At 46.8% G+C, this 21,637-nt stretch carries 23 protein-coding genes; 9 read left to right on the plus strand and 14 right to left on the minus strand.

The features are described 5' to 3' along the window. Window positions 1-27 precede the first annotated feature (27 nt). The 11 genes from I2H39_RS16700 to I2H39_RS16750 form a co-directional block, all read right to left on the minus strand. Entirely contained in the window at window positions 28-1,026 is a 999-nt protein-coding gene (locus I2H39_RS16700) for a 2-dehydro-3-deoxygalactonokinase (RefSeq protein ID WP_195627049.1), read from the minus strand. 26 nt (window positions 1,027-1,052) lie between these two features. Next, the gene (locus I2H39_RS16705; RefSeq protein ID WP_138308290.1) at window positions 1,053-1,691 is read right to left on the minus strand and encodes a bifunctional 4-hydroxy-2-oxoglutarate aldolase/2-dehydro-3-deoxy-phosphogluconate aldolase; all 639 of its coding nucleotides are present in this window, start codon (window positions 1,689-1,691) and stop codon (window positions 1,053-1,055) included. Between the two features lie 14 nt (window positions 1,692-1,705). Then, window positions 1,706-2,821 carry a D-TA family PLP-dependent enzyme gene (locus tag I2H39_RS16710; protein WP_195627050.1) on the minus strand — a complete coding sequence of 372 codons (1,116 nt, stop codon included), beginning with the start codon at window positions 2,819-2,821 and terminating at the stop codon, window positions 1,706-1,708. Between the two features lie 35 nt (window positions 2,822-2,856). After that, window positions 2,857-3,315, minus strand: a complete 459-nt coding sequence (locus tag I2H39_RS16715) for a RidA family protein (RefSeq protein ID WP_138308285.1) — start codon at window positions 3,313-3,315, stop codon at window positions 2,857-2,859. A 27-nt stretch (window positions 3,316-3,342) separates the two neighbouring features. After that, window positions 3,343-4,074 (minus strand): amino acid ABC transporter ATP-binding protein, encoded by a 732-nt coding sequence (locus I2H39_RS16720; protein WP_138308284.1) that lies wholly within the window; start codon window positions 4,072-4,074, stop codon window positions 3,343-3,345. Further along, window positions 4,071-4,718, minus strand: a complete 648-nt coding sequence (locus tag I2H39_RS16725) for an amino acid ABC transporter permease (RefSeq protein ID WP_138308282.1) — start codon at window positions 4,716-4,718, stop codon at window positions 4,071-4,073. Before I2H39_RS16725 ends, I2H39_RS16720 begins: the two co-directional genes overlap by 4 nt. Before the next feature lie 5 nt (window positions 4,719-4,723). Further along, entirely contained in the window at window positions 4,724-5,398 is a 675-nt protein-coding gene (locus I2H39_RS16730) for an amino acid ABC transporter permease (RefSeq protein ID WP_138308280.1), read from the minus strand. A 56-nt stretch (window positions 5,399-5,454) separates the two neighbouring features. Further along, on the minus strand, window positions 5,455-6,291 hold the full coding sequence (locus I2H39_RS16735; protein ID WP_138308277.1) for a transporter substrate-binding domain-containing protein: 837 nt from the start codon (window positions 6,289-6,291) through the stop codon (window positions 5,455-5,457). Window positions 6,292-6,344: 53 nt separating this feature from the next. Continuing rightward, window positions 6,345-7,001, minus strand: coding sequence for a helix-turn-helix transcriptional regulator (locus I2H39_RS16740; RefSeq protein WP_138308275.1), 657 nt, complete (start codon window positions 6,999-7,001; stop codon window positions 6,345-6,347). Between the two features lie 488 nt (window positions 7,002-7,489). Further along, window positions 7,490-8,107: a class I SAM-dependent methyltransferase gene (locus I2H39_RS16745; protein WP_195627051.1), complete on the minus strand. Its 618-nt coding sequence runs from the start codon at window positions 8,105-8,107 to the stop codon at window positions 7,490-7,492. Window positions 8,108-8,209: 102 nt separating this feature from the next. Beyond that, complete coding sequence (locus I2H39_RS16750) at window positions 8,210-8,836, minus strand: TetR/AcrR family transcriptional regulator (protein WP_195627052.1); 627 nt, start codon at window positions 8,834-8,836, stop codon at window positions 8,210-8,212. Window positions 8,837-9,130: 294 nt separating this feature from the next. Between I2H39_RS16750 and I2H39_RS16755 the strand changes: the two genes are divergently transcribed. Genes I2H39_RS16755 through I2H39_RS16765 form a run of 3 tightly spaced genes read left to right on the plus strand, consistent with a single transcriptional unit; the run spans window position 9,131 to window position 12,248 of the window. Continuing rightward, window positions 9,131-9,850 (plus strand): polyphosphate polymerase domain-containing protein, encoded by a 720-nt coding sequence (locus I2H39_RS16755; RefSeq protein ID WP_195627053.1) that lies wholly within the window; start codon window positions 9,131-9,133, stop codon window positions 9,848-9,850. Then, complete coding sequence (locus I2H39_RS16760; RefSeq protein ID WP_195627054.1) at window positions 9,843-10,514, plus strand: DUF4956 domain-containing protein; 672 nt, start codon at window positions 9,843-9,845, stop codon at window positions 10,512-10,514. The genes I2H39_RS16755 and I2H39_RS16760 overlap by 8 nt, the downstream gene beginning before the upstream one ends. 12 nt (window positions 10,515-10,526) lie before the next feature. Further along, complete coding sequence (locus tag I2H39_RS16765; protein WP_195627055.1) at window positions 10,527-12,248, plus strand: carbohydrate-binding domain-containing protein; 1,722 nt, start codon at window positions 10,527-10,529, stop codon at window positions 12,246-12,248. A 24-nt stretch (window positions 12,249-12,272) separates the two neighbouring features. Here I2H39_RS16765 and I2H39_RS16770 read toward each other — a convergent pair whose 3' ends face one another. From I2H39_RS16770 to I2H39_RS16780, 3 genes are all read right to left on the minus strand, one after another. Then, the gene (locus I2H39_RS16770) at window positions 12,273-13,511 is read right to left on the minus strand and encodes a HAMP domain-containing sensor histidine kinase (RefSeq protein ID WP_195627056.1); all 1,239 of its coding nucleotides are present in this window, start codon (window positions 13,509-13,511) and stop codon (window positions 12,273-12,275) included. Next, entirely contained in the window at window positions 13,508-14,182 is a 675-nt protein-coding gene (locus tag I2H39_RS16775; protein WP_195627057.1) for a response regulator transcription factor, read from the minus strand. The genes I2H39_RS16770 and I2H39_RS16775 overlap by 4 nt, the downstream gene beginning before the upstream one ends. A gap of 352 nt (window positions 14,183-14,534) precedes the next feature. Beyond that, window positions 14,535-15,224: a GntR family transcriptional regulator gene (locus tag I2H39_RS16780; protein ID WP_195627058.1), complete on the minus strand. Its 690-nt coding sequence runs from the start codon at window positions 15,222-15,224 to the stop codon at window positions 14,535-14,537. A gap of 326 nt (window positions 15,225-15,550) precedes the next feature. On the opposite strand from I2H39_RS16780, the gene I2H39_RS16785 reads away from it, so the two are divergent. Genes I2H39_RS16785 through I2H39_RS16810 form a run of 6 tightly spaced genes read left to right on the plus strand, consistent with a single transcriptional unit; the run spans window position 15,551 to window position 21,606 of the window. Beyond that, window positions 15,551-16,351: a sugar phosphate isomerase/epimerase family protein gene (locus I2H39_RS16785; RefSeq protein WP_227147276.1), complete on the plus strand. Its 801-nt coding sequence runs from the start codon at window positions 15,551-15,553 to the stop codon at window positions 16,349-16,351. Next, entirely contained in the window at window positions 16,344-17,168 is an 825-nt protein-coding gene (locus I2H39_RS16790; RefSeq protein ID WP_195627060.1) for a transketolase, read from the plus strand. The genes I2H39_RS16785 and I2H39_RS16790 overlap by 8 nt, the downstream gene beginning before the upstream one ends. Window positions 17,169-17,183: 15 nt before the next feature. Next, window positions 17,184-18,113 carry a transketolase C-terminal domain-containing protein gene (locus tag I2H39_RS16795; protein ID WP_195627061.1) on the plus strand — a complete coding sequence of 310 codons (930 nt, stop codon included), beginning with the start codon at window positions 17,184-17,186 and terminating at the stop codon, window positions 18,111-18,113. A gap of 15 nt (window positions 18,114-18,128) precedes the next feature. Then, window positions 18,129-19,025, plus strand: a complete 897-nt coding sequence (garR, locus tag I2H39_RS16800; RefSeq protein WP_195627062.1) for a 2-hydroxy-3-oxopropionate reductase — start codon at window positions 18,129-18,131, stop codon at window positions 19,023-19,025. A gap of 31 nt (window positions 19,026-19,056) precedes the next feature. Continuing rightward, window positions 19,057-20,598 (plus strand): sugar ABC transporter ATP-binding protein, encoded by a 1,542-nt coding sequence (locus tag I2H39_RS16805; protein ID WP_195627063.1) that lies wholly within the window; start codon window positions 19,057-19,059, stop codon window positions 20,596-20,598. Next, complete coding sequence (locus I2H39_RS16810; RefSeq protein WP_195627064.1) at window positions 20,599-21,606, plus strand: ABC transporter permease; 1,008 nt, start codon at window positions 20,599-20,601, stop codon at window positions 21,604-21,606. Window positions 21,607-21,637: the final 31 nt, after the last annotated feature.

A 21,637-nucleotide genomic window follows, 5' to 3' on the forward strand; every position in this document is an offset into this window, starting at 1 on the left:
GAAATGAATGAGACAGGCGTGAAGTGGCTAATTATCAAGGGAAGCCTGCCAGATTAACCTGGCTCCCATGCCTGCCAGGTATTCCGTGCAATCCTGTAAAACCTCTGAATCAGGATACGCTTCCTTTAGGATTTGGGAAAGGGCAAGGGCCATTGTTCCTTTTCCGCCAATTACAATCTTATGGCCGTGGTTAAAGGTGATTGCTTTTGAACCCTTAAGCGCCTCCAAATCCAGAGCAACGACTGTTCCCAGGAGATAGCTGCCTAATTGCTGAGGCGAACGTTCGCAGAACAGATGAAGGACCCTGGTCAGAAATGCAGCTCTTCCAATACCTAATGCATGGCTGTTTCTGCAGCCGTTCAGGAGCCAATGTGTATCCAGCTCAGACTCATCTAAAAAGCTGCAGTTAACGGACGCTGCCAGTATGGTATTTAACGTAAGAGATGAGAGTATTTCGCCGCTCATTGATGTCATGCATCCGGTAATCCTGCATTTCTCATCTACGGATATATATTTGTTGTGGGAACCAGGAAGAATGAGCAGCATAGGGGTTCCCTTGTGATGGCGGCTCAATAAGGCCATGCTTTCTGTTTCCTCTCCGCGCATCATATCCATCCGGTCCACGGATTCGAAGTCCGGATGATTTACACGGTTTTTCACACCGGGTATAAAATGAATGGGCACAGGACTTACATCGGGAATCAATATGGTTTTTATGCCCTCGGCCAATTCTTTTAATCCGGCAGGTGTACTTAAATGAGCCAATTCATATAGTCCTGAGGAACTGGTAATCATACCGCATGCAAGGACGGATTCCACATCTGCCCAACAATGGCCCGAGGATTCCAATACCTGCTCCAGATTGAGTTTGAGCTGGGTCTTTAGAGCGTCATTTCCGTGTTCAATAGCGCCGTTGCGCGCCCCGATGCTTAATTTGCAGCCGGCTATGACCTGTTCTTCCCGGTTCCAAACCAGACAGCGGGTATTGGTGGTTCCTCCGTCTATTGTTATACATATATTTCCCATAGATATACCTGCTTTACTTGTTTTTGCTATATTGCTGTGTCCGCAATTTCTTTATAAGCTCTGGCCAGGGAGCTGATTTTCCGGAAGTCGCCGTCCTGTATAGCCTTTTTGTCGGCCAGGTTTCCTCCCACTGCAATCATGTGATAACCAGCCTGCAGCAGCTTTCCGGCATTTTCAAGATTGACCCCTCCCACAGCAGCAAACGGAATAAAACCCAGAGGGCCTTTTATCGCTTTGATATAATCTGCCCCCAGATTTCCGGCCGGGAATATTTTGACAATATCGGCGCCATTTTTATAAGCGTCTGCAATCTCCGAGGGGGTCATGGCTCCCGGCATGGAGAATAACCCCAATGCCTTGGTCTTTTTTATGGTTTCAGGGTCCATGTTGGGAGATATAATGTATTTTGCTCCGGCATTGGCCGCGGACTCGGCTTCTTCAGGACTTAATATGGTTCCGGCCCCCAGGAAAATCTGGTCTCCAAAAATCTCATGGGATTTTTGGATGGTTCGGAGGCTGGCTGCTTTGGCGGCAGGAGAGTTATGGCTTAACGGAATCTCAATGGCTTTGATGCCGCCATCCATCAAAGCGTTTATTACGTCTGCGATGTTCTCTGCATCCACATCCCTTAGGATGGCAATTATCCTGTTATCCAGTATATTCATAAGCATTTACCTCCCTATATGGAAAGCTTTCTGTTTCTGGCTGTCACTTCCCAAATATCAACTATTTTACCATCCAGGGCAACCAGGGCTTCAGGATACAGGGCGCTGGTGGGACAGATATGGGTGGGAATCACATATAATACAGTTCCGATAGCGGGCCTCTGGTCCTCATAGCCCTCTTCCATTTTCCAAATCCAATGTTCTTCATTCTGATTCAGGGGAGTGGCATGCCAGTCACCGATAAGACAGCCTCTGAGGCCGGGAGGGTCGGCGGCGATTCCTTTATAGCCCAAATCCAATGTAAAGAGTCCGGGAGCGCCATGACTGACAACACGGGTCATGAGCAATCCGGCAGGCGCAAAGGTTTCATCTGTAAATTTACTGGCGTAACCGAAGTCGGAGATAACGCCTGTGCCAGGTGACAGATAAACACGTTTATAGCGGGCATGACAGGGAAAAGAGGGGGTGCCGCCCATAACCAGAACCGGGCAGGGAAAGCCCGCCTGCTCCAGGGCGGCCACGGTTGTGAATACTGCCCGGTCTATTTCGTCCACTGCTTTTTCCCTGGCATCGTATTGGGCAATGCCGTTGTTGCCGTCATAGCAGTGAAGCCCCTGGACAGAGAGCCAGGGAAGATTACAGCAGTACCGGTAAAAATCCGGCAGTTTATCCATGGAAATCCCGGTTCTGTTGGTACCCATGTTGACGTCGGCCAAAAAATTCACCATGATTTCCTGGGTGCCGGCAGCGCTGTTAAGCAGTGAGACCTGCTCCCGGTCATCTCCAATGGCCCAGAAACGTGTGCCTGTATAGGTTTTAACTAATTCAAGAAACCGTTTTATGTTGGGCCCCACCAGCGGGTAAGCCACCAGTGCATCGGAAGCACCGCTTTCGGCAACCATCTGGGCTTCGGCTATGGTTGCGCATTTGAATCTTGTAATACCCATTTTAATCTGCAGCTCCACCAGCTTTTTCATTTTATGGGATTTCACATGGGGCCATAAACGGTTTGCATTGCCGGCGGCAGATATCATTTCAGTTATATTCTGCTCAATGATATCCTTATAATAGATTAAGCATGGGGTGATAATCTCGTCCGTGTGTTTAAGAAGATAACGGTTTTCGTCCATTCCTATCCCTCCTTCCCAATGTGAGACAGTCTGTATCAAATTTCGAATATGAACTCAATTTCCACTGAAATATTACCAGGTAATTCAATAGCAGAAATAGCAGACCTGGCGCCTACTCCGTTGTCATCACCAAATACGTCCTTTAAAAGCTGGGAAGCACCGTCAACCACAGCGGGCTGGGAATTGAATCCCGGAGCGCTGGCTACAAAGGCCAGAATCTTAACAACACTTTTGATCTTGTTTAAATCGCCCAGATATTCATGGAGCACGCTTAATGCATTCAGCGTGCAGATTCTGGCAGCCTCCTGTCCTTCTTCGATGGTACGTTCACTGCCCAGTTTTCCGGAGACAGCAGGCTGTCCATTGCGTGTAGCTCCCTGACCTGATATGAACAACAGATTTCCTACCTGTTTAACGGGTTTATAGATACCTCCTTTGGGCGGGCTTGGGGGCAATTCGTATCCTGATTTTCTGATATTTTCGTATACATCCATAGCATTATATCCTTTCTATCTTTTATTTTATTCTTTTTCCAAAACTGACCGCAGGAATGAACGGGTGCGTGCCTCTTTAGGCGCTGTGAACAACTCTTCAGGAGGCCCCTGCTCTATGATGTGGCTGTCCGCCATTACGATTACGCGGTCCGCCACCTCCTTGGCGAACTTCATCTCATGAGTCACGATAATCATTGTCATACCGTCCTTTGCCAGCTGGCGCATGACTTCCAGTACTTCTCCGATTAACTCCGGGTCCAGGGCAGAGGTGGGTTCGTCGAACAGCATGTATTCCGGATTCATGGCCAGTGCTCTGGCTATGGCAATGCGCTGCTGCTGACCGCCCGACAGCTGGGGGGGATAACTATACTTTTTGTCAGACAGCCCTACCTTTGCCAGAAGGTCATCCACCGTTTTATCCATGTCCTCTTTGGACATGCTCTGCACACGCTTAGGCCCCAGAGTGATGTTGTCATAGACATTCATATGAGGAAAGAGATTGAACTGTTGGAAAACCATACCAAGGTTGGCCCTGACCTTTCTGATTTGGCTGGATTTGCCGGTGAGAACCTGGCCATCCACCACGATTTCGCCCTTATCAGGAGTCTCCAGATGGTTGATGCAGCGCAGCAGCGTACTTTTTCCTGAACCGCTGGGGCCTATGATTACTACCACCTCGCCCTTGTTTACAGTCAGAGATACATCCTTCAGAACATCCAGAGCGCCAAAGGATTTATAAATATTTTTCACCTCAATCATAAGCCTGCCTTCCTTTCTGTCCACCCTACGTATTTTGAAAGCGGATAACATATAATGAAATAAATCACTGCCACAAGAATGTAAGTCTCAAAAGGATACCCTGTGACATTCATGATGGTTTTCCCTTCCCGCAGAAGTTCGGAATATCCAATGATGGATGCAATGGACGTATCTTTGATTAGTCCCAGATGAAAACCAATCAGTGCCGGCAGGGATATTTTAAAGGACTGCGGCAGTATGACGTCTCTGAGTACATCCAGTGGACGCAGGCCAATACATTTAGCGGCTTCCCACTGTCCCTTTGGAATGCTTTCGATTCCGGAGCGTATGATTTCCGCTATATAGGCGCCTCCGTACAAGGTGTATACTAATACTACAGCTGAAAAGATATCTATCTGTATTCCAAGATAAGCCAGGCCGTAATAACCCATAAACAGCTGCATGAGCAGAGGACATCCTCTGAATAATTCCACATATACCCTTAAAATGCCCCTGACACCCTTGTTTTTTAAGGTAAAGAGCATACCGCACATAACTCCTAAAAGGGTGCTGGTAATGATTACTGTGAGAGAAAGCTTAAGCGTAATCAGAAAACCGTCCAGCAGCAGCCTCCAATAGGAGAAAACTCGTAAAAAACCATCCATTTATTTTACCTCCCGCCGTTGCTGATACTTGGAAAGAACCGGTTGTTAACATATCTTAGGATTTTAGAGCAGAGCACCGACATAATATAGTAGATGCCAATAGCAAAGGTGAATAACTCCAGGGTTCGGAAATTCTGGGAATTCAGTATGGAGGCCACCTGGGTAAGGTCTTTGATGTCAAGAACGGAAAGCAGGCTCGTACCAAAGAGTATCATGATGAACTGATTAATAAGCGAAGGGAAAATGTTGCGCAGGGCCTGGGGAAAGATGACATCCAGAAAAGCGTGGATGGGCTTTAACCCCAGACAGTTGGCCGCTTCCCATTGGCCCTTGGGGATGGACTGGATACCGGAACGGACGATTTCCGCTATGTATGCTGTGTTGTTAATGGTCAGTCCCAGTATACCGGCGAACAAGGCAGGAAGATAAATCTTAAACTGGGGAAGTCCAAAATAGAGAAAGAAAATTTGAACCAGCATAGGGGTGTTGCGGATTAATTCCACATACACAGTTGCGATGCGGTAACCGGCTTTGTGCTGTCTGTTATACCGCAGAAATCCCACAACCGTTCCGAAAAACAGGGACAGCGCGAAGACGGTCAGGGTAAGTTCAAGGGATACAAGTGCACCTCTGAGCAGTGCCGGAAGATTTTCGATGGGAGTCCACCAATCCAGGAACATATTAACACCTCTTTCTATAGAATGGGGCTGCCGTAACGGAGCCCCATTTACTTTGATTAATATTGAGGATTTAAATCAAACGGCATTGGTTCCCCAAACCATTTTGAGTACATTTCATCATTTTTACCTGATACATTTGTGTTAAAGATGAAAAGGTTCAGGTAATTGAGCCAGTCCTGGTCGCCCTTTTTTACGCCGATTGCATTGTATTCCAGAGAAATCAGGGAATCGCCTACCACCTCAAGGTCATCATTCTGGGCTGCCTGGTATTGCTGGAAATTACTGTCCTCCAGGAAGGTGGCGCACTGGCCGTTCTTTACAGCCTGAAGTGCGTCTGCAGACGTTTCAAAGAAGACTACTTCAGCATTGGGGTTTAATGTTGCCATCAGTTCAGCATTTGTTGACCCCTTTGTAACGGCAACCTTCTTGCCCGTTAAATCGTCGACGGAATTAATCCCGCTGCCTTTTTTTACAAGAAGCCGTTCTCCGGCAACAACATAAGGATTTGAGAAATCAATCTTCTGTGCTCTCTCCAGTGTCCTTGTAAAGTTCCCGAATACAGCATCAACCTTGCCTGTCTCCAGGCTGGGAATCCTGGCGTCGGCAGTAACTTCCACAATCTCAACCTCCACACCTAAAGAATCCGCCAGTTCATGAATCATGTCCACATCATATCCCATGGGAGTGCCATCCTCTGATTTGTAGCCAAAGGGAGGGAAGGACAAAATGCATCCCACCGTCATCTTCCTCTCTTTCAGCACTTTCTGGAGGGTTCCTGTCTGGGAAGAGTTTCCCTGGGAGTCAGTTTTTTGCTGACATGCTGTCAGCCCCACTGCAACTGAAACCGCCATTACGACTGCTGCAATCCTTTTAATCTGTTTGATTTTTCTCATTACTACCTCGCCGTCCTTTCTTAATTTTCTACTCTTTGGTAGAAATTTTATTTCTAAATGGACTCTTTACGTTCACGTACTTCATCCAAATAGTTATACAAGGTAAATTTGGAGATTTCCAGAATCTGGCAGATTTTCGTACTGGATTTGCTGATGAGAAACGCTCCTCTGTCATCCAGAAAACGTAATACCTTCATTTTGTCTTCTTTGGTCATCTCGCTGACAGGTCTGCCAATCTTATTTATCCCCTGGTCTATTAGGTATACCAGTAAGTCAGATACATCCGTAGCAAAGAACTCTTCGTTGCTGTCCTTTTTATTCAGCTCTTCGGGAAGCGAAGCATCCAGATATTCCTTTATTTTGATTCTTTCGGATATATCTGTGTTAATGCACAGAGCGCCCAAAGCCTGTCCGTCATCATTCTTTATATACATGGTGGAGGACAACAGGACTTTTCCGTCCCTTGTGCGCGTGACATAGTTGCATTTCATATCGCTTGTAGCGGTTCCGCGTATCACTTCCAGGCCCAGGTTGCTGCCGCAGTCTCCAATCTTGCGGTTTGTGATATGTCCGTTTTCAATGGCTACCACACTATGGTCATAACCTTTTGACCAGTCATGCAGGATAAATTCTGACTCCATACCAAACTGATTTTTTAAAAGTTTAAGCAGGGTTTGGAAAAATGGCATCTCGTTCTCAATGGTCTTCATATAATTTCCTCCTAAGTATAAATGTACTTAGATTGTAACCCCAATGTTTTAAAAAATAAAGTTTTTATTATTTTACGAAAATTATTACTTTATGTTATATGTACGGTATAAGGTCAGGCCGGGAATTGCGCGGGCAGCGCAAAAGCCCCCTCACTGTTTTGAATCTATATTGACATTTTAAAATTAAAATTAATTTGATTTATTGCATTTTTAAAACTTTTAGTCTTTACACATTCAATATAGCAAATGTTTTGTTTTTTGTCAATTGTTAATTTTTTAATTATTTATTTTTCTTTTTTTGAATATTTTTTGAATTATGTGTACGATTTCCGGAAGGTTTTAGAAAACACTGTAAAAGGGAGAATGTAAAAAAGCCAGGGTTATTTGACGGGAAAAATCGAGATATAAGAGAAAACATGGCTTATGATAAGATATAAGACGCCTTATATTTATCATATTGCCATGTTGGTCAGATGATGGGGTATGCCTTATCTCTTTTTCTCTGCAATCAGGCAAATGCGGCCTTTCCGGCGGTCCTCGTCACACTGGATGCTGCTGAACCCTGCTTCCTGCAGATACTGTTCCAGCTGACTGCCGCTGTATACCGTCATTCCGTCTATGATTTTGCTCCACCTGTCGTCCTCCGGATTGCAGGCCTCGTTGCAAATCAGGAACAGACCGCCCGGCCTCAGCACGGTCAATACCTGCCGGAAGCAGGATGGCAGTCCGGGCCAGAAGTAGATGGTCTCAAACGCAGTTACCAGGTCAAAGGAGTCCGGTTCAAAGGGCAGGGAAGAGGCATCCCCCTGAAGGACCCGGCATCGGCCGGATTCAATAAAAGCCTGGTTTTTATGGGAGGATTGTTCCACACACAGAGGGGAATAATCCATTCCGGTGACCATGCCCTGAGGAAAACGGTTCAGCAGGGAGGTCAGATTGGCTCCCCCGCCGCATCCGATGTCCAGGGCGGATTGGCAGTCATTGAGGGACAGATGGGAGAAACCCCATTGGGAAAGGGACATATGTCCTTTATTCATCATATGAATCATCAGTTTCCCGGCAGTTCCCTTGGGTTTGCATGTGTTTTGAAAAAATCGTTTCAGCATTGTAATACCTCCTTAAAATGGTTAGAAAGAACTAACTTACTGCTTTAATAAAATGAGATTTCTTAGGAAATCCCATTTCTGCAGTATATATGCATTTGTTGCCTACTCTCCGCGGCCTTCAAATATATCCCTCCAGCCGCACAGGAAAAATCGCCTTAACTGGGCCGTATAGATTTGGGCTTCTTCACGGGGCATATTCCGAACCACGGTTTCAAAAATACCGGAATAAAAGGCGTTGGTCAGCATGTGCATCAGGTTATGGGAAAGACGTCCGGATTGGTAGACATCACTGCCGATTGTCCTGGCAAAGTTTACATTATACTCCATATCAATTTCCGCCAGCTGATTGATAAAATCCGCATACTCAGTTCCCTCTGAGCAGCCGGTGATGAGCTGGAAGTCAGAAAAATGGTCGTATATATAATCCACGAACCAGATGAATTTATCCTGTCCGTAGGTGTAGGCCTCCTGGTGCTGGATTGCGGAGGGCAGCCGGTGAAATGTCTCATGGGTGTCATGGAACCATTGGAGGAGTCCGTCTGCCGCAGGCGCTACAATAGCCCGAAACAGCCCGCTTTTACCTCCGAACCGGGTGTAGATGGAACCGGTGCTGGTTCCCGCATCTCCTGCAATGGACCGCAGGGATGCATTCTGGTAGCCCTTTGCCAGAAATTCACGGCGCGCGCATTCAAGAACCCTTTCGTACACGCCTTCTCTCTGCTTTGCCATGACTGCCTCCTTTCCCCTGCGTTGTATTCATAACACTGTTTTAAATGCTGTCTTGAATATAACACGGGAGAAGCGTGAATTCAATGGGGGCTTTGGCCGGTAAATGGGAAAAAAATGCAACAGGGAGCTTACTGAGAAAAAAACGCGTTTACTGTTCGCGGAAAATCTCCGGGCCGTTCACAGAAAATCCCCGGCCCGTTCACAGAAAGCTCACGGTTTTACGAGGATTTTTAAGGTTTGTTTCAGTTTGGACTGTTAGGATAAAAGCCATAGAAGATGAAGGAGGCAATGTGTATGACTCAGGAAATATTCAAACGTTATGAGAAAAAATATATGCTTACCGTGAAACAGTACAATGCGTTGATTCCGGCGCTGGAAAGGCAGATGATGGCGGACCATTACGGGGAACACACCATTTCCAATATTTACTTTGACACACGGGATTTTGAGCTGGTCAGACAATCCATTGAAAAGCCGGAATATAAGGAAAAGCTGCGGCTGAGGGCATATGGAAGGGTGACGGACAACAGTGTGGTATATGCGGAATTAAAGAAAAAGTTTGACGGGGTAGTATATAAACGCCGGATTCCCATGAACCTCTGCCAGGCCAGGAAATATCTGTATTACGGAATCAGGCGGCCTGAGGAGAGCCAGATATTAAAGGAAATTGATTATGTTATGAACCGGTATGATTTAAAACCGGCTGCCTATGTGGCATATAGCAGGGCTGCATATTACGGAAAGGAAAATGGAGAACTTAGGGTTACATTTGACCGGGATATCTGCTGCAGGTGCAGCGGACTGGAGCTGCAAAACGGGAAGTACGGCACAATGCTTCTGGATGGGGACCGGATTCTTATGGAGGTCAAAATACCGGGAGCTATGCCTGTATGGATGAGCAGGCTGTTTTCCGATATGGAGCTGTTCCCTGTATCCTATTCAAAGTATGGCGCCTATTATAAAGAATATCTGCACCGCGGTGCATTGGCGGAAGGAGGAAGAATCTGTGCTTGAGAGCGTATTGAGCGAAACCGTATACACTGGTATCACAATGGGACAATTTTTACTCTGTACCCTCGCATCGGTCCTGCTGGGCGCGGCGCTGGCTGCTGTCCATACATACAGGAACCGGTATTCCAGAAGCTTTATCCTTACCCTGGTGCTGCTGCCTGTTATGGTCCAGACAGTGATTATGCTGGTAAACGGAAATCTGGGTACCGGTGTGGCGGTTATGGGGGCCTTCAGTCTGGTGCGGTTCAGGTCCATGCCGGGCAATGCAAGGGAGATTGGAAGCATATTTCTGGCCATGGCCCTGGGGCTGGCTGCCGGAATGGGCTATCTGGGAACCGCGCTGCTTCTGATGATAGTGGCCGGCGGGATTACTATTTTTCTGGTATCCCTTCCGGCCGGCAGTGCAGGGAGGAAGGAATTGAAGGTTACCATACCGGAAAATCTGGATTATTCGGGAATTTTTGACGATATATTTGAGAAATACACTAGAAATTCAGAGCTTGTGCGGGTCAGGACTGTAAATATGGGCAGTCTCTATGAACTGTGCTACCACGTGGATTTAAAATCCGGGACAATTGAGAAGAACATGCTGGATGATATACGCTGCAGGAATGGAAACCTTACCATTGTCTGCGGCCGGCTGCCGGACAGCAGGGAAGAATTATAGGAGGATGTTTGTATGCATAGAGACAAAATAAGATACAGGAGATTTAGAAAAGCTGGCCTGGCAGCCGGTCTGGCAGGCGCCCTGCTTCTTGCCGGCTGTGCAAAAACAGCTGGCAAGGATGAGATAGGAGCGGGGGATACAGGGGGGTCAGAAGGGAATCAGACAGGGGCTTTTAGTGGGAATGGAAAGGAAACCTTAATTATAGGAAATGAAAATACAGTGACCATAGAAGGGGAGGGAGCGGCGGCGGACGGAGCCAATGTCACCATTTCTGCTGCCGGGACATACCGTTTAACAGGAAATATAGCAGAGGGAGGCGTGACGGTGGATGCGGGAAAGGAGGATGAGGTATTTCTGGTGCTGGATAATGTTTCTATTGCAAATTCCGGCTATTCTGCAATCTATGCCAGCCAAAGCGGGCTGCTGACCATTGTCCTGGAGGATGGTTCGGAAAACAAGGTATCTGACGGAAGTGCGTATGTCTATTTGCAGGCCGGGGAGGACGAGCCGGACGCAGCTATTTTCAGTAAGGACGATATGGTATTTGAGGGGAACGGCATGCTGGAAATCAGCGGTAATTATATGAACGGGATACGGGGAAAGGACGGGGTTATTATCAATTCCGGCACCTATGTCATTGATGCGGCAAAAGACGGCGTAAAGGGAAAGAATTTTGTGGAGGTGAATGGCGGAAGTCTTGCCATTACAGCGGGCAGCGATGGAATCCAGTCAAATAATGACACGGAGGAGGACAAGGGATATGTGAGAATTACCGGCGGTACCGTGGCCATAACAGCGGGAAAGAAAGGAATACTGGCTGAGACGCTGGTGGAGGTTGCTGGCGGAGCCATAACAGTGGAACAGAGCTATGAGGGACTGGAAGGGCTATGTGTAGAAATTACCGGAGGAACCATACGGATTCATTCAGAGGACGACGGAATCAATGCAGCAGGTGGCTCTGATGCCTCCGGGGTATCAAATGCAGAGGGGACAGATTCCTTTGGCAGCAGGCGGGGACCGGGCGGAGGTGCCTTTGATGTAACAGAGGGAGCTTACATCCGCATTTCAGGAGGAGACATAAGAATCAATGCCTCCGGAGATGGTATAGATTCCAACGGAGACTTGTTTCTGGAGGGGGGAACCGTCCTTGTGGAGGGACCTGAGAATGGCGGAAATGGTGCTCTGGATTACAACGGCACAGGAACCGTATCAGGCGGAACCATATTGGCTGTTGGAAGCGCAGGTATGTTCCAGACGTTTTCCGAGGACTCATCCCAGCCCATGCTGGTGGTTTTCTTTGATGAGAGTCAGAGTGCCGGAACAACCATATCAATCGAGGACAGTCAGGGGAATCAATTGACGGAAACAGCGGTTTCAAAGGAGTTTGAGGCATTGCTCTTCAGTTCACCGGATTTAAAAACCGGGGAGACTTATCACATAGCGGCCGGAGACCAGGATATCCAGGTGACGGTGGACCGTATATTAAATCAATATGGTACGCCATCCGGCGGCGGTTTTGGAAGAATGCCCGGCGGAGGGAACGGTACTTTTGAAAAAATCCCGGGACAAGGAGGCAGGGAAGGGAAGTTTGAAAGGGTACCGGAAGAAGGAAATGTTTCCGGCAAAGCCTCTGTAGTGGAAATACAGGAGACTTTGCTGGTGAAGAATCTGGGTGAGGGTATCCATGTGTTTGACGGGTCCGGATACATGAATGGGACGGCGTTTCTTGAATAGGCCGGTGAACCGGGGATTATCTGTTTATTCCAGTAAGGGCAGCCGCACCATAAAGAGATTGACACCGGAGCCATCTGTGCCGGCATCAATCTTTCCTCCGTGCTCATTTACAATGCTTTGGGCAATGGAAAGTCCAAGACCGTAGCCGGGAATATTGCTGCGGGTAGCATCTGCACGGTAAAAGCGGAGAAACAAGTGTTTGATTTCTTCTTTTGTGAGAGGCGTTCCCTCATCTGACACAGTGAGGAGCGCCTCTTTCGCGCCGTCCTTTTTCAGCGTCACACAGATAGAACCGTTTTCCCTGCTGTATTTGCAGGCGTTGTCAAGAAGGATATCTGACAGCTGCCGGAGTTTCTTCTCATCTCCATTTACCTGGAGCGAGGCTTCAATATCACAGGTGATGCGCTTGTCCATATCAAAGACAAGAGGTTCAAAGGCCATGAGGCTGCTGTTTACTATGAAGCTCAGGTCAACGGGCTTGTAGACTGCTGCTTCCTGTCCTGAGTCGCTTCGGGCGAGGGTGAGAAGGCTTTCTATCAGCTGTTTCATCCGCAGAGACTCAGCTTTTATGTGGCTTATTCGCTGCCGGTTTTGTCCATTGGGTATATTCCGGTCTTTTTCCAGCATATCCGCATTGGAGAGGATGACTGTGAGAGGAGTCTTCAGCTCATGGGAAGCGTCCGCGATAAACTGACGCTGCTGCTGCCAGGCAATTTCCACCGGCTTTACAGCCCAGCGGGAGAGAAGGGTGGAGAACAGGAAAAAAACGGCAAAGGAACATGCGCCGATAATGGAAGAGTGAATCACCTGCCAATAGAGAGAATTCTGCTCTTCGTATATATCGGCAAATACATACCGTACTGTTTGGCCGGGCATGGTTTTTCCGCGTAAATAACGCAGATGCAGGTCCTTTAGGGTGCCGGATTCACCACCTCTACTTTCTGCCAGGGAAACCAGGGTTTCGGCCTCCTGGCTTTCCGTACTCAGAAGCTGGTTCTTCACAACCGTATAATTGCCCTGCTTTATATCTACGACCATGAGAGGCAGCTCCTGTCTCCGGGGGCGGGAGGGATGGGGAGGGGGTGCCTGTCCCCTCGCACTGCCCGGGGGATTTTCCATCATGGCGGAATGAAGGGTGTCCATGCTTCTCTGGATATAGTTTATTTTTGTTGTGTAGTACAGTGTTATGAAGATGACAGCCAGAAGAAGGGTAACTATGGTCATCATGATGACTGAAAATTTCCATCTCAGTTTCCGTATCATACAGATACCTCCAGTTTATATCCAATGTTTCTCATAACAGAGATGCTGACTGAGGAACCCAGCAGAGCGAGTTTTTTGCGCAGAAATGATATGTAGGCTTCCACGCTGTTGGAATTTACGTTGGCGTCATATCCCCATACCTTAAGGAGAATGGTTTCCTTGGGGAGATACTGGCTGCTGTTCTGTATCAACAGGCTCATGAGTTCCAGCTCTTTGGCGCTTAAGGGTACGCTGCTGCTGCCGCAGCAGAGTTCGGGCATGGAAGGCGTGAGGATAAGGTCGCCGAAGGATAATGTGTCAGGTGCTATATCGCCGTGGCGCCTCAGCACGGTGCGCAGGCAGGCGAGGAATTCTTCTGTGGCAAAGGGCTTTGTCAGATAGTAGTCCGCGCCGGCATCCAATCCCCTGACCCGGTCTGACAGTTCCGACCTGGCAGTCAGCATGAGCACAGGCGTCATGCTGCGGGAGTTCCTCAGCCTTTTCAGGACTTCATAACCATCCATTCCGGGAAGCATTACATCCAGAACAATGGCGTCGTAAATACCGCTTTTAGCCAGCTCCAGCCCTTCTGCCCCATCGTGGGAGACATCGGTATAATATCCGGCCCCGCCTATCATGTCGGCTAATGTAAAAGCCAGCCGTTTCTCGTCTTCAATTACTAATATGCGCATGGAAGCCCTCCTGTTATCAAATGGAATGAGTCTATTATAACATGGAGAACAGGAGCAGAATTTTGAACTTTGTGTGAAATGTTGTGAATTTGATAAGCCTGTAGCATTAGGTTGAAGACAAAGAAAATGACGGCCCGGGGAAAATGACAGGGCCGGAAGGTGCGCGCAGGTGGAATGTGCTGTATGGAAGCGGTTTTGGCAGAGTAATAGAATAAAATCCATGAAGCTGCAGGTAAAAGAAGGCTTCATGGATTTTTTTGTGCACACAAATCAAATCTGCCGTAAAGATTGTATCTACGTGGCACGCTGTGTTTTTTATTTGGGCAGAATCTACTGTAAAGCGGGATGCGCACTATAATTTTATGCTTTCCCAACCGGAGCATACATCTTTGACAAAAGCGTCGGCGGCCTTTGCTACATCGCTTTTTAAAAGTGCGTCGATAATTGCTATATGATTATCGCAGCACAGGACCTTGATTTGCTGGTCCGAGAGGCCGCCGAAGCGGTTACGGTAAGCAATATAGCGGCTATTCATAGTTAAATCGGCAATTATCTTAACCTGGTCGTGAATAATACCCGGAATACATTCATCAAGCAGCCGGTGGAATTCAACATCCAGATAAAATAGCTCTATTAAATCAGGATTGCTTATGTACTTCATGTTTCGGAATCGGCTGAACTCCTCATGGAATTTATTGAGTTCTTCTTTGCTTATCAGATGTCCTGCACTTTCTATAACAAGTTTCCCAAGAGATGCCCTTGCTTTAAATATGATTTCCAGCTCAAAGGGAGTGAGTTCCCTGACAAATGTTCCGCGTTGTGGCTGTACTACCACATAACCGTCTCTCTCAAGAGCGGAAAGGGAAACGGAAATAGGAGTCCGGCTAACCTGGAGTTCCTCGGCAAGGCCGGCAATGCTAAGCTGCTGGCCAGGGTGAAGCTTATCAAATATAATCCTGTTTTTAATGATATTATAGGCGCGTTTATTCAATGCGGGCTCATTCGTGATGGAGTCCTCGTAACTTTTCTGATATTTTCCCATTGCTGTACCTTCTTTTCTTGACGTGTGACATTTTACATATGCAATATAAGTTTAGCACATATGGTAAAATAAAACAATAGAATTTTAGCGTGGATGTGGCGGGGGTTAAAATAAATTGGATAAAAGGTATAAAAATAAAAACAATAAACAAAATATATTAGATATATTGACAACAAAAGAAATGGGTGGTACTATCTAAACATAGACAACTAACATGTTAGTTAAAAATAAAACATGTTAATTAAAGCTAACTAACATGTTAGTAGGGGGAGCTTTGTGAATTTACTTAGGAAAGGAGAAGTATGCGGTTTGGATGTTGCATCAATATGGTTGCTTCAGAACCTGACGGAATTGGGACAGAGCATTTAAATGAATTGGAATATTTGGGATATGACTATGTTGAAATGCCGCTGTCAGAGATGATGGGGCTAGACGAGCAGAAGTTTTTAGAATTAAAGAGCAGGGTAGACCGGTTATCTATCAGATGTGAGGTCTGCAACAACTTTTTTCCAAAACACATAAGGCTGACAGGGCAGGAGGTTCATATGGATAGGATAATGAATTATGCCCGGCATGCCCTGACCCGCGCTGAAGCATTGGGGGCCGCATGTGTGGTGTTTGGAAGCGGAGCCGCTAAAAATGTCCCGGATGGGACTTCACTGGAAAACGGTTATCAGCAGATTGTAGAGCTGCTGAATCAAATTGCACCACTGGCGGAAGACAAAGGGATTATCATATGCATCGAACCATTGAGGAAACAGGAATGTAATCTTATTAACACTTTTAATGAGGGAAGCAGCCTGGCGGATGAAATTAACCACCCTAATATAAAAGTGTTGATTGATTATTTTCACATGATGGCTGAGAGGGAACCAATGAATCATCTGAGGAAACTTGGAAAGAAACATCTGGCGCATGTTCATTTTTCAAGTTCCGGAAGAGAATTTCCCGGATACCGGAAGGAGGCTGCTTATCATATTTTTTTTGATGCGCTGAGGGAGATTGAATATGATGGCAGGGTAAGCTGTGAGGCGTATTCCGGCAATTTTATAACAGAAGCTGCCATGGCATTGGAATTTTTGAAACATGTGGATGTAAAAGCGAAAGGAGGAGACAGTGGTGTATAGTAAGGAACTGATTGAGATGCTTGAAAAAAAGGCGCGGACCCTGCGGCGTGACGTGGTTATCAGTGTGGGAATAGGAGTAGCGGGCCATATAGGGGGCTCCAACTCTTCGGCTGATATTGTGGCTGCTCTTTATTTCTATAAGCTGAGACATGACCCGAAGAATCCTCACAGAAGGGACCGTGACCGGTTCCTGTTAAGCAAAGGCCATGTTGCAATCTTGCAGTATGCAGCATTGGCGGAATCTGGCTATTTTCCAGTGGAGGATTTGCCCCATACCAAGGAACTGGGGTCTTATCTGCAGGGACATCCGGACGTCCTTAAGACACCTGGTATAGAGGCCGGCACTGGCTCGCTGGGACAGGGATTATCCATAGGTCTGGGGATGGCGCTGGGACAAAAACTGGACGGGTTGGACAGAAAAACATATGTGCTTATAGGAGATGGTGAGATAGCGGAAGGACAAATATGGGAGGCAGCCATGGCGGCCAGCTCATTTAAGGCGGATAATCTGGTGGCTATTGTGGACCGGAATGGGCTGCAGGCAAATGGAAAGATAAAGGAAAGAATGGATTCCGGGAATATTGGGGCTAAATTCTTAAGCTTTGGCTGGAATGTCATGGAAATAGACGGCCACAATATGGAAGCGATACTAACAGCCCTGGATGGGGCGGACCGGGTGAAAGGGGTGCCTACGGTTATCATTGCAGATACGGTAAAAGGTAAAGGCCTGAGCTTTGCGGAAAATGTGGTTTCTTATCATAACGGCAAGCTGACTGAGGAAACTTATGTACAGGCGCTTGCTGAGCTGTCTGTATAGATTGGGGGGATTTTAATGAGTGAAACGAATCAGAGAATGGCTTATGGAAATACCTTAAAACTGTTAGGAAAAGATGATGAGCGGATTGTAGTTCTGGACGCGGACTTAGGCGGCTCTACCATGGGGAAAATATTTGAGGCGGCATATCCCGGGCGGCACTTTGAGATGGGGATTGCGGAGGCAAATATGACGAGTGTGGCAGCCGGACTGGCTCAAACCGGAAAGATACCATTCACAAATTCATTTGCGGTTTTTGCCGGAGGAAGGGCTTTTGACCAGATACGGCAGACCATTGCAATTGGCAGGCTGAATGTGAAAATATGCGGCGCTTCCTCGGGCCTCTCGGATTTTGGCGATGGTGCCACTCATCAGTGCGTGGAAGATATCGCCGTATTCCGGTCCATACCCAATATGACAGTGATTTGTCCGGCAGATGCAAATGAAACAGTGGAAGCTGTGAAAGCCATTGCTGCGTTTGAGGGCCCGTGCTACCTCAGACTGAATCGCAATGAATATGAAAATGTGACCCCGGAAGGGAAAAAATTTCAGATTGGCAAGCCTTATGTGATGAAGGAAGGTGACGAAATCGCTATATGCGCTACCGGTTATATGGTGGGAGAAGCACTGGCCGCGGCAGAGGTCCTGAAAGACGAGATAAGTGTAAGAGTAATAAATGTCCCAACGATTAAGCCTATTGATGAGGAAGTACTTATCAGCCTGCTTAAAGGATGCAGAGGGATTGTGACGGCTGAAGAACATACCGTGAGAGGCGGATTGGGCAGCGCGGTTGCTGAAATACTTAGGAAAAAGCCGGTTCCTATGGAATTTGTGGGTATTAAGGATGTGTTTGGCTGCAGCGCCCACTCCTACAGGGAGCTGTTAGAATACTATGAACTGACAGCGGATGCAGTGGCAGGAGCAGTCAGAAGCATTGCGGGAATTTGAGAGGAGTTGGATTTTATGAAAATTGGATTTATAGGTTTGGGTATCATGGGCAGACCCATGGCCAGGAATCTGGTAAGAGCCGGATATGATTTGACGGTATATGATTTGAATGCAGAAGCCGTGGCAGACTTGGTATCATGCGGCGCGAAGGCAGCAGGCAGCAGCAAGGAGGCATCTCTGGGAGCAGAGGCGGTTATTACTATGGTTCCCAACTCACCGCAGGTCAGGGAAGTGGTGTTGGGAAAGGATGGGGTGATAGAAGGTGCTTCCAAAGGAACAGTGCTTATTGACATGAGTTCCATTGACCCTACAGAGAGCAGAAAAATTGGAAAAGAGCTGGAAAAATTTGGGATTGACATGATGGATGCTCCGGTATCTGGCGGTGAGCCGAAGGCGATTGACGGTACTCTGTCCGTCATGGTAGGGGGAAGAGAGGAACAGTTTGACAGATGCTATGACATGCTGAAGGTCATGGCTGGGTCGGTTGTATATGTTGGAGCATTGGGAGCAGGCAATGTGGCAAAGCTGGCCAACCAGATTATAGTAGCAGTAAATATCGCAGCTGTCTCAGAGGCGCTGACCTTTGCAAAGAAGGCAGGGACGGACCCGGAGCTGGTATATCGGGCAATCAGGGGAGGTCTGGCTGGTTCTACTGTTTTGGATGCAAAAGCACCCATGATGCTTAAGGGGGATTTCAAACCGGGTTTTCGCATAGAACTGCATATAAAGGACCTGGGCAATGCGCTTAATGCAGCCCATGCAGTCAGCTCACCGGTAATGCTGACCGGCCAAATGATGGAAATCATGCAGGCCCTGAAAGCGGATGGACTGGAAAAAATGGACCATTCCTGCATTGTGAAATATTATGAAAAAATTTCTAATGTCACAATAAAATCATCAGAAGGGGAATGAGATTCAGCCATGAGAAAGGGGGAGGATGCCGATGGATGGACGGAATCGTGAACCAGTACTGAAGGCGGTTGATATTTCTAAGGCATTTTATTCCACACAGGCATTGCAAAAGGTTTCCTTTGAACTGCTTCCGGGAGAGGTACATGCACTGATGGGAGAAAATGGTGCAGGGAAATCTACTTTGGGTAAATGCATAACAGGAATTTACAAGCCAGATGAAGGGGAGGTGTATTACCAGGGAAGGAAAGTGTCGTATGATAATCCCAAATCGGCTCTGAATGATGGGATTGCAATCGTCCTGCAGGAGTTTAATACCATACCGCATTTGAGTGTGGCTGAGAATATCTTTCTTACAGATGAATCTTTTTACAAAAGAAGATGGATTGCGGATTACGAATCCATGGTGAGGAGGACAGATGAACTCCTGAGGTATTTTCATATGAGGGAATTCATAGACCCCATGGATAAGATGTCCAAACTTTCTGTTGCTGAAATGCAGATAGTGGAAATTATCAAGGCAATGTCCAAAGAAGCCAAGGTCATTATTTTAGATGAACCAACTGCCACTTTATCTGCCAGGGAAGTGGACCGTCTGTTTGACATGATTAGGGAATTGAAGGAAAAGGGTGTTGGGTTCATCATAGTTTCCCATCGGATTAATGAAATATATGAGATATCTGACCGGATTACTGTGTTCCGGGATGGCAGGCTGGTACTTTCGGGTGCAGTTACCAGCGAGCTTCAGGAGATGGAACTTATTAAGGCCATGGTCGGCCGGCAGATTGATGATTTATATGGTAAGGCTGTGCAGCGGGATGAGATGATATCCGATGAAATAGTACTTGATGTGCAGCATATAAGCGATGTACGGAATTTTGTAACAGACTGTTCATTCCAGGTGTATAAAGGTGAGATTCTTGGAATTGCAGGACTGGTAGGGGCGGGAAGAAGTGAACTTATGCGTTGTGTATTCGGGATTGATTCGCGTTCGGGTGGAAAAGTTATTTTTAAAGGAAAGGAAGTAAGGAAAGACTCAATAACGGCCAGTATAAAGGCTGGTATGTGCTTTCTTTCGGAGAAACGTAAGGAGGAAGGGCTTCATCAGGATATATCTATTATGCATAATTTGAATATGGTAATTCATGCAATAGCGGATAAACCATTCATCAGCCGCCGCCAGGAAGAAGATAATTGCAGGGAAATGGTTGAGCGTCTGAACATAAAAGTGGGAGAGCCTTTTAATAAAGTAAGCAGTTTGTCCGGCGGAAACCAGCAGAAAATTCTTTTGGGAAAATGGCTTCTTTCAAAGCCGGAACTGCTGATTATAGATGAGCCTACCAGAGGGATTGATGTAGCCTCTAAAAGTGAGATTTATGCAATACTGCGTGAACTGGCTAATAAAGGATATTCAATCATTATGATATCATCTGAGATGAATGAAATTCTCGGAGTAACGGACAGAACGCTGGTTGTGCGGGACGGAAGAATTGTTGGCAGGCTTAAGACTTCGGAGACCACAGAAGAACAGATTGGCTATTACGCTACTATGGGAAAGACAGGAGGGGATGAGTAAATGGATAACAATGCAAATGAGAAAGAGATTTCCTGGAGCGGAGAATATAAGAAGATGAGGCGCCAATGGGCGCTGCGCAATAACAGGACGGAATTAATCATGCTGGCAGTACTGCTGATTGGCTGTGTCATTATGTCCATGGTCTCGTCCACATTCTTATCAGTAGGAAATATTCTGAATATTTGTTCCCAGCAATCGACCACGGCTCTAATGGCAATCGGCATGACATTGGTTATTATCACGGGAGGAATTGACCTTTCGGTAGGTACCTTGCTCGGTTTTTCGGGCATGCTGGCAGCTATGAGACTGCAGGCCACCGGGAATATATTACAGGCCATCCTGACAGCATACGGTATTGCGCTGCTGATTGGCATCATCAACGGCTTTCTGGTTGGTTATATGAAGCTTCCCGCATTCATTGTTACCCTGGGGACACAGCAGATTTGTCAGAGCATGAATTATGTGGTAACGGACGGTTCTTCCGCATCCAAGTTTCCGGAAGTTTTTGGGTTTATCGGTAAGGGGAAATTGATTGGAACCATACCATTTTATCTTGTTATGATTATTGTGCTGTACGTTATTTTTATGGCTGTATTGACTAAGATGCGTTATGGGCGGTTTCTGTATGCCACGGGGTCTAATGAAGTAGCTGCCAGGATATCGGGTATCAAGACAAAAAAGGTGATTATGATTACATATATCATATCGGCGCTTACTGCGGCAACGGCAGGGCTGGTTATGATATCACGGCTAATGGCTTGTGACCCAACTTACGGGAAAAGTGCTGAGATGGATGTGATTGCAGCGGTTGTTATCGGCGGAACATTTATGTCGGGGGGAAAGGGAACCTTGTGGGGAACAGCAATTGGTGTTTTTATTGTTGGTGTTCTCAGAAATTCGTTGAACCTTCTGGGGGTAAATACGTTCTGGCAGGGAACAGCGATTGGCGTTGTGATTATTCTGGCGGTTTTGGCGGAACAGCTGTCGCATAAGAAAAAGGATAACTAATTAATAAGAAAATAAAATAAAAGTACAGGAG

The organism is Clostridium sp. 1001283B150225_161107_B6 (assembly GCF_015556325.1).
Classification (GTDB): domain Bacteria; phylum Bacillota; class Clostridia; order Lachnospirales; family Lachnospiraceae; genus Enterocloster.

Excerpts from the sequence above, each read along its gene's own strand:
- I2H39_RS16720 (WP_138308284.1), bottom strand. The coding sequence starts at position 4,074 with ATGATTGAGGTGAAAAATATTTATAAATCCTTTGGCGCTCTGGATGTT.
- I2H39_RS16775 (WP_195627057.1), bottom strand. The coding sequence starts at position 14,182 with ATGCGCATATTAGTAATTGAAGACGAGAAACGGCTGGCTTTTACATTA.
- I2H39_RS16805 (WP_195627063.1), top strand. The coding sequence starts at position 19,057 with ATGGATGGACGGAATCGTGAACCAGTACTGAAGGCGGTTGATATTTCT.
- garR (WP_195627062.1), top strand. The coding sequence starts at position 18,129 with ATGAAAATTGGATTTATAGGTTTGGGTATCATGGGCAGACCCATGGCC.
- I2H39_RS16780 (WP_195627058.1), bottom strand. The coding sequence starts at position 15,224 with ATGGGAAAATATCAGAAAAGTTACGAGGACTCCATCACGAATGAGCCC.
- I2H39_RS16770 (WP_195627056.1), bottom strand. The coding sequence starts at position 13,511 with ATGATACGGAAACTGAGATGGAAATTTTCAGTCATCATGATGACCATA.
- I2H39_RS16735 (WP_138308277.1), bottom strand. The coding sequence starts at position 6,291 with ATGAGAAAAATCAAACAGATTAAAAGGATTGCAGCAGTCGTAATGGCG.
- I2H39_RS16715 (WP_138308285.1), bottom strand. The coding sequence starts at position 3,315 with ATGGATGTATACGAAAATATCAGAAAATCAGGATACGAATTGCCCCCA.
- I2H39_RS16810 (WP_195627064.1), top strand. The coding sequence starts at position 20,599 with ATGGATAACAATGCAAATGAGAAAGAGATTTCCTGGAGCGGAGAATAT.
- I2H39_RS16750 (WP_195627052.1), bottom strand. The coding sequence starts at position 8,836 with ATGGCAAAGCAGAGAGAAGGCGTGTACGAAAGGGTTCTTGAATGCGCG.
- I2H39_RS16710 (WP_195627050.1), bottom strand. The coding sequence starts at position 2,821 with ATGGACGAAAACCGTTATCTTCTTAAACACACGGACGAGATTATCACC.
- I2H39_RS16730 (WP_138308280.1), bottom strand. The coding sequence starts at position 5,398 with ATGTTCCTGGATTGGTGGACTCCCATCGAAAATCTTCCGGCACTGCTC.
- I2H39_RS16745 (WP_195627051.1), bottom strand. The coding sequence starts at position 8,107 with ATGCTGAAACGATTTTTTCAAAACACATGCAAACCCAAGGGAACTGCC.
- I2H39_RS16795 (WP_195627061.1), top strand. The coding sequence starts at position 17,184 with ATGAGTGAAACGAATCAGAGAATGGCTTATGGAAATACCTTAAAACTG.
- I2H39_RS16700 (WP_195627049.1), bottom strand. The coding sequence starts at position 1,026 with ATGGGAAATATATGTATAACAATAGACGGAGGAACCACCAATACCCGC.
- I2H39_RS16785 (WP_227147276.1), top strand. The coding sequence starts at position 15,551 with ATGGTTGCTTCAGAACCTGACGGAATTGGGACAGAGCATTTAAATGAA.
- I2H39_RS16725 (WP_138308282.1), bottom strand. The coding sequence starts at position 4,718 with ATGGATGGTTTTTTACGAGTTTTCTCCTATTGGAGGCTGCTGCTGGAC.
- I2H39_RS16765 (WP_195627055.1), top strand. The coding sequence starts at position 10,527 with ATGCATAGAGACAAAATAAGATACAGGAGATTTAGAAAAGCTGGCCTG.
- I2H39_RS16740 (WP_138308275.1), bottom strand. The coding sequence starts at position 7,001 with ATGAAGACCATTGAGAACGAGATGCCATTTTTCCAAACCCTGCTTAAA.
- I2H39_RS16755 (WP_195627053.1), top strand. The coding sequence starts at position 9,131 with ATGACTCAGGAAATATTCAAACGTTATGAGAAAAAATATATGCTTACC.
- I2H39_RS16705 (WP_138308290.1), bottom strand. The coding sequence starts at position 1,691 with ATGAATATACTGGATAACAGGATAATTGCCATCCTAAGGGATGTGGAT.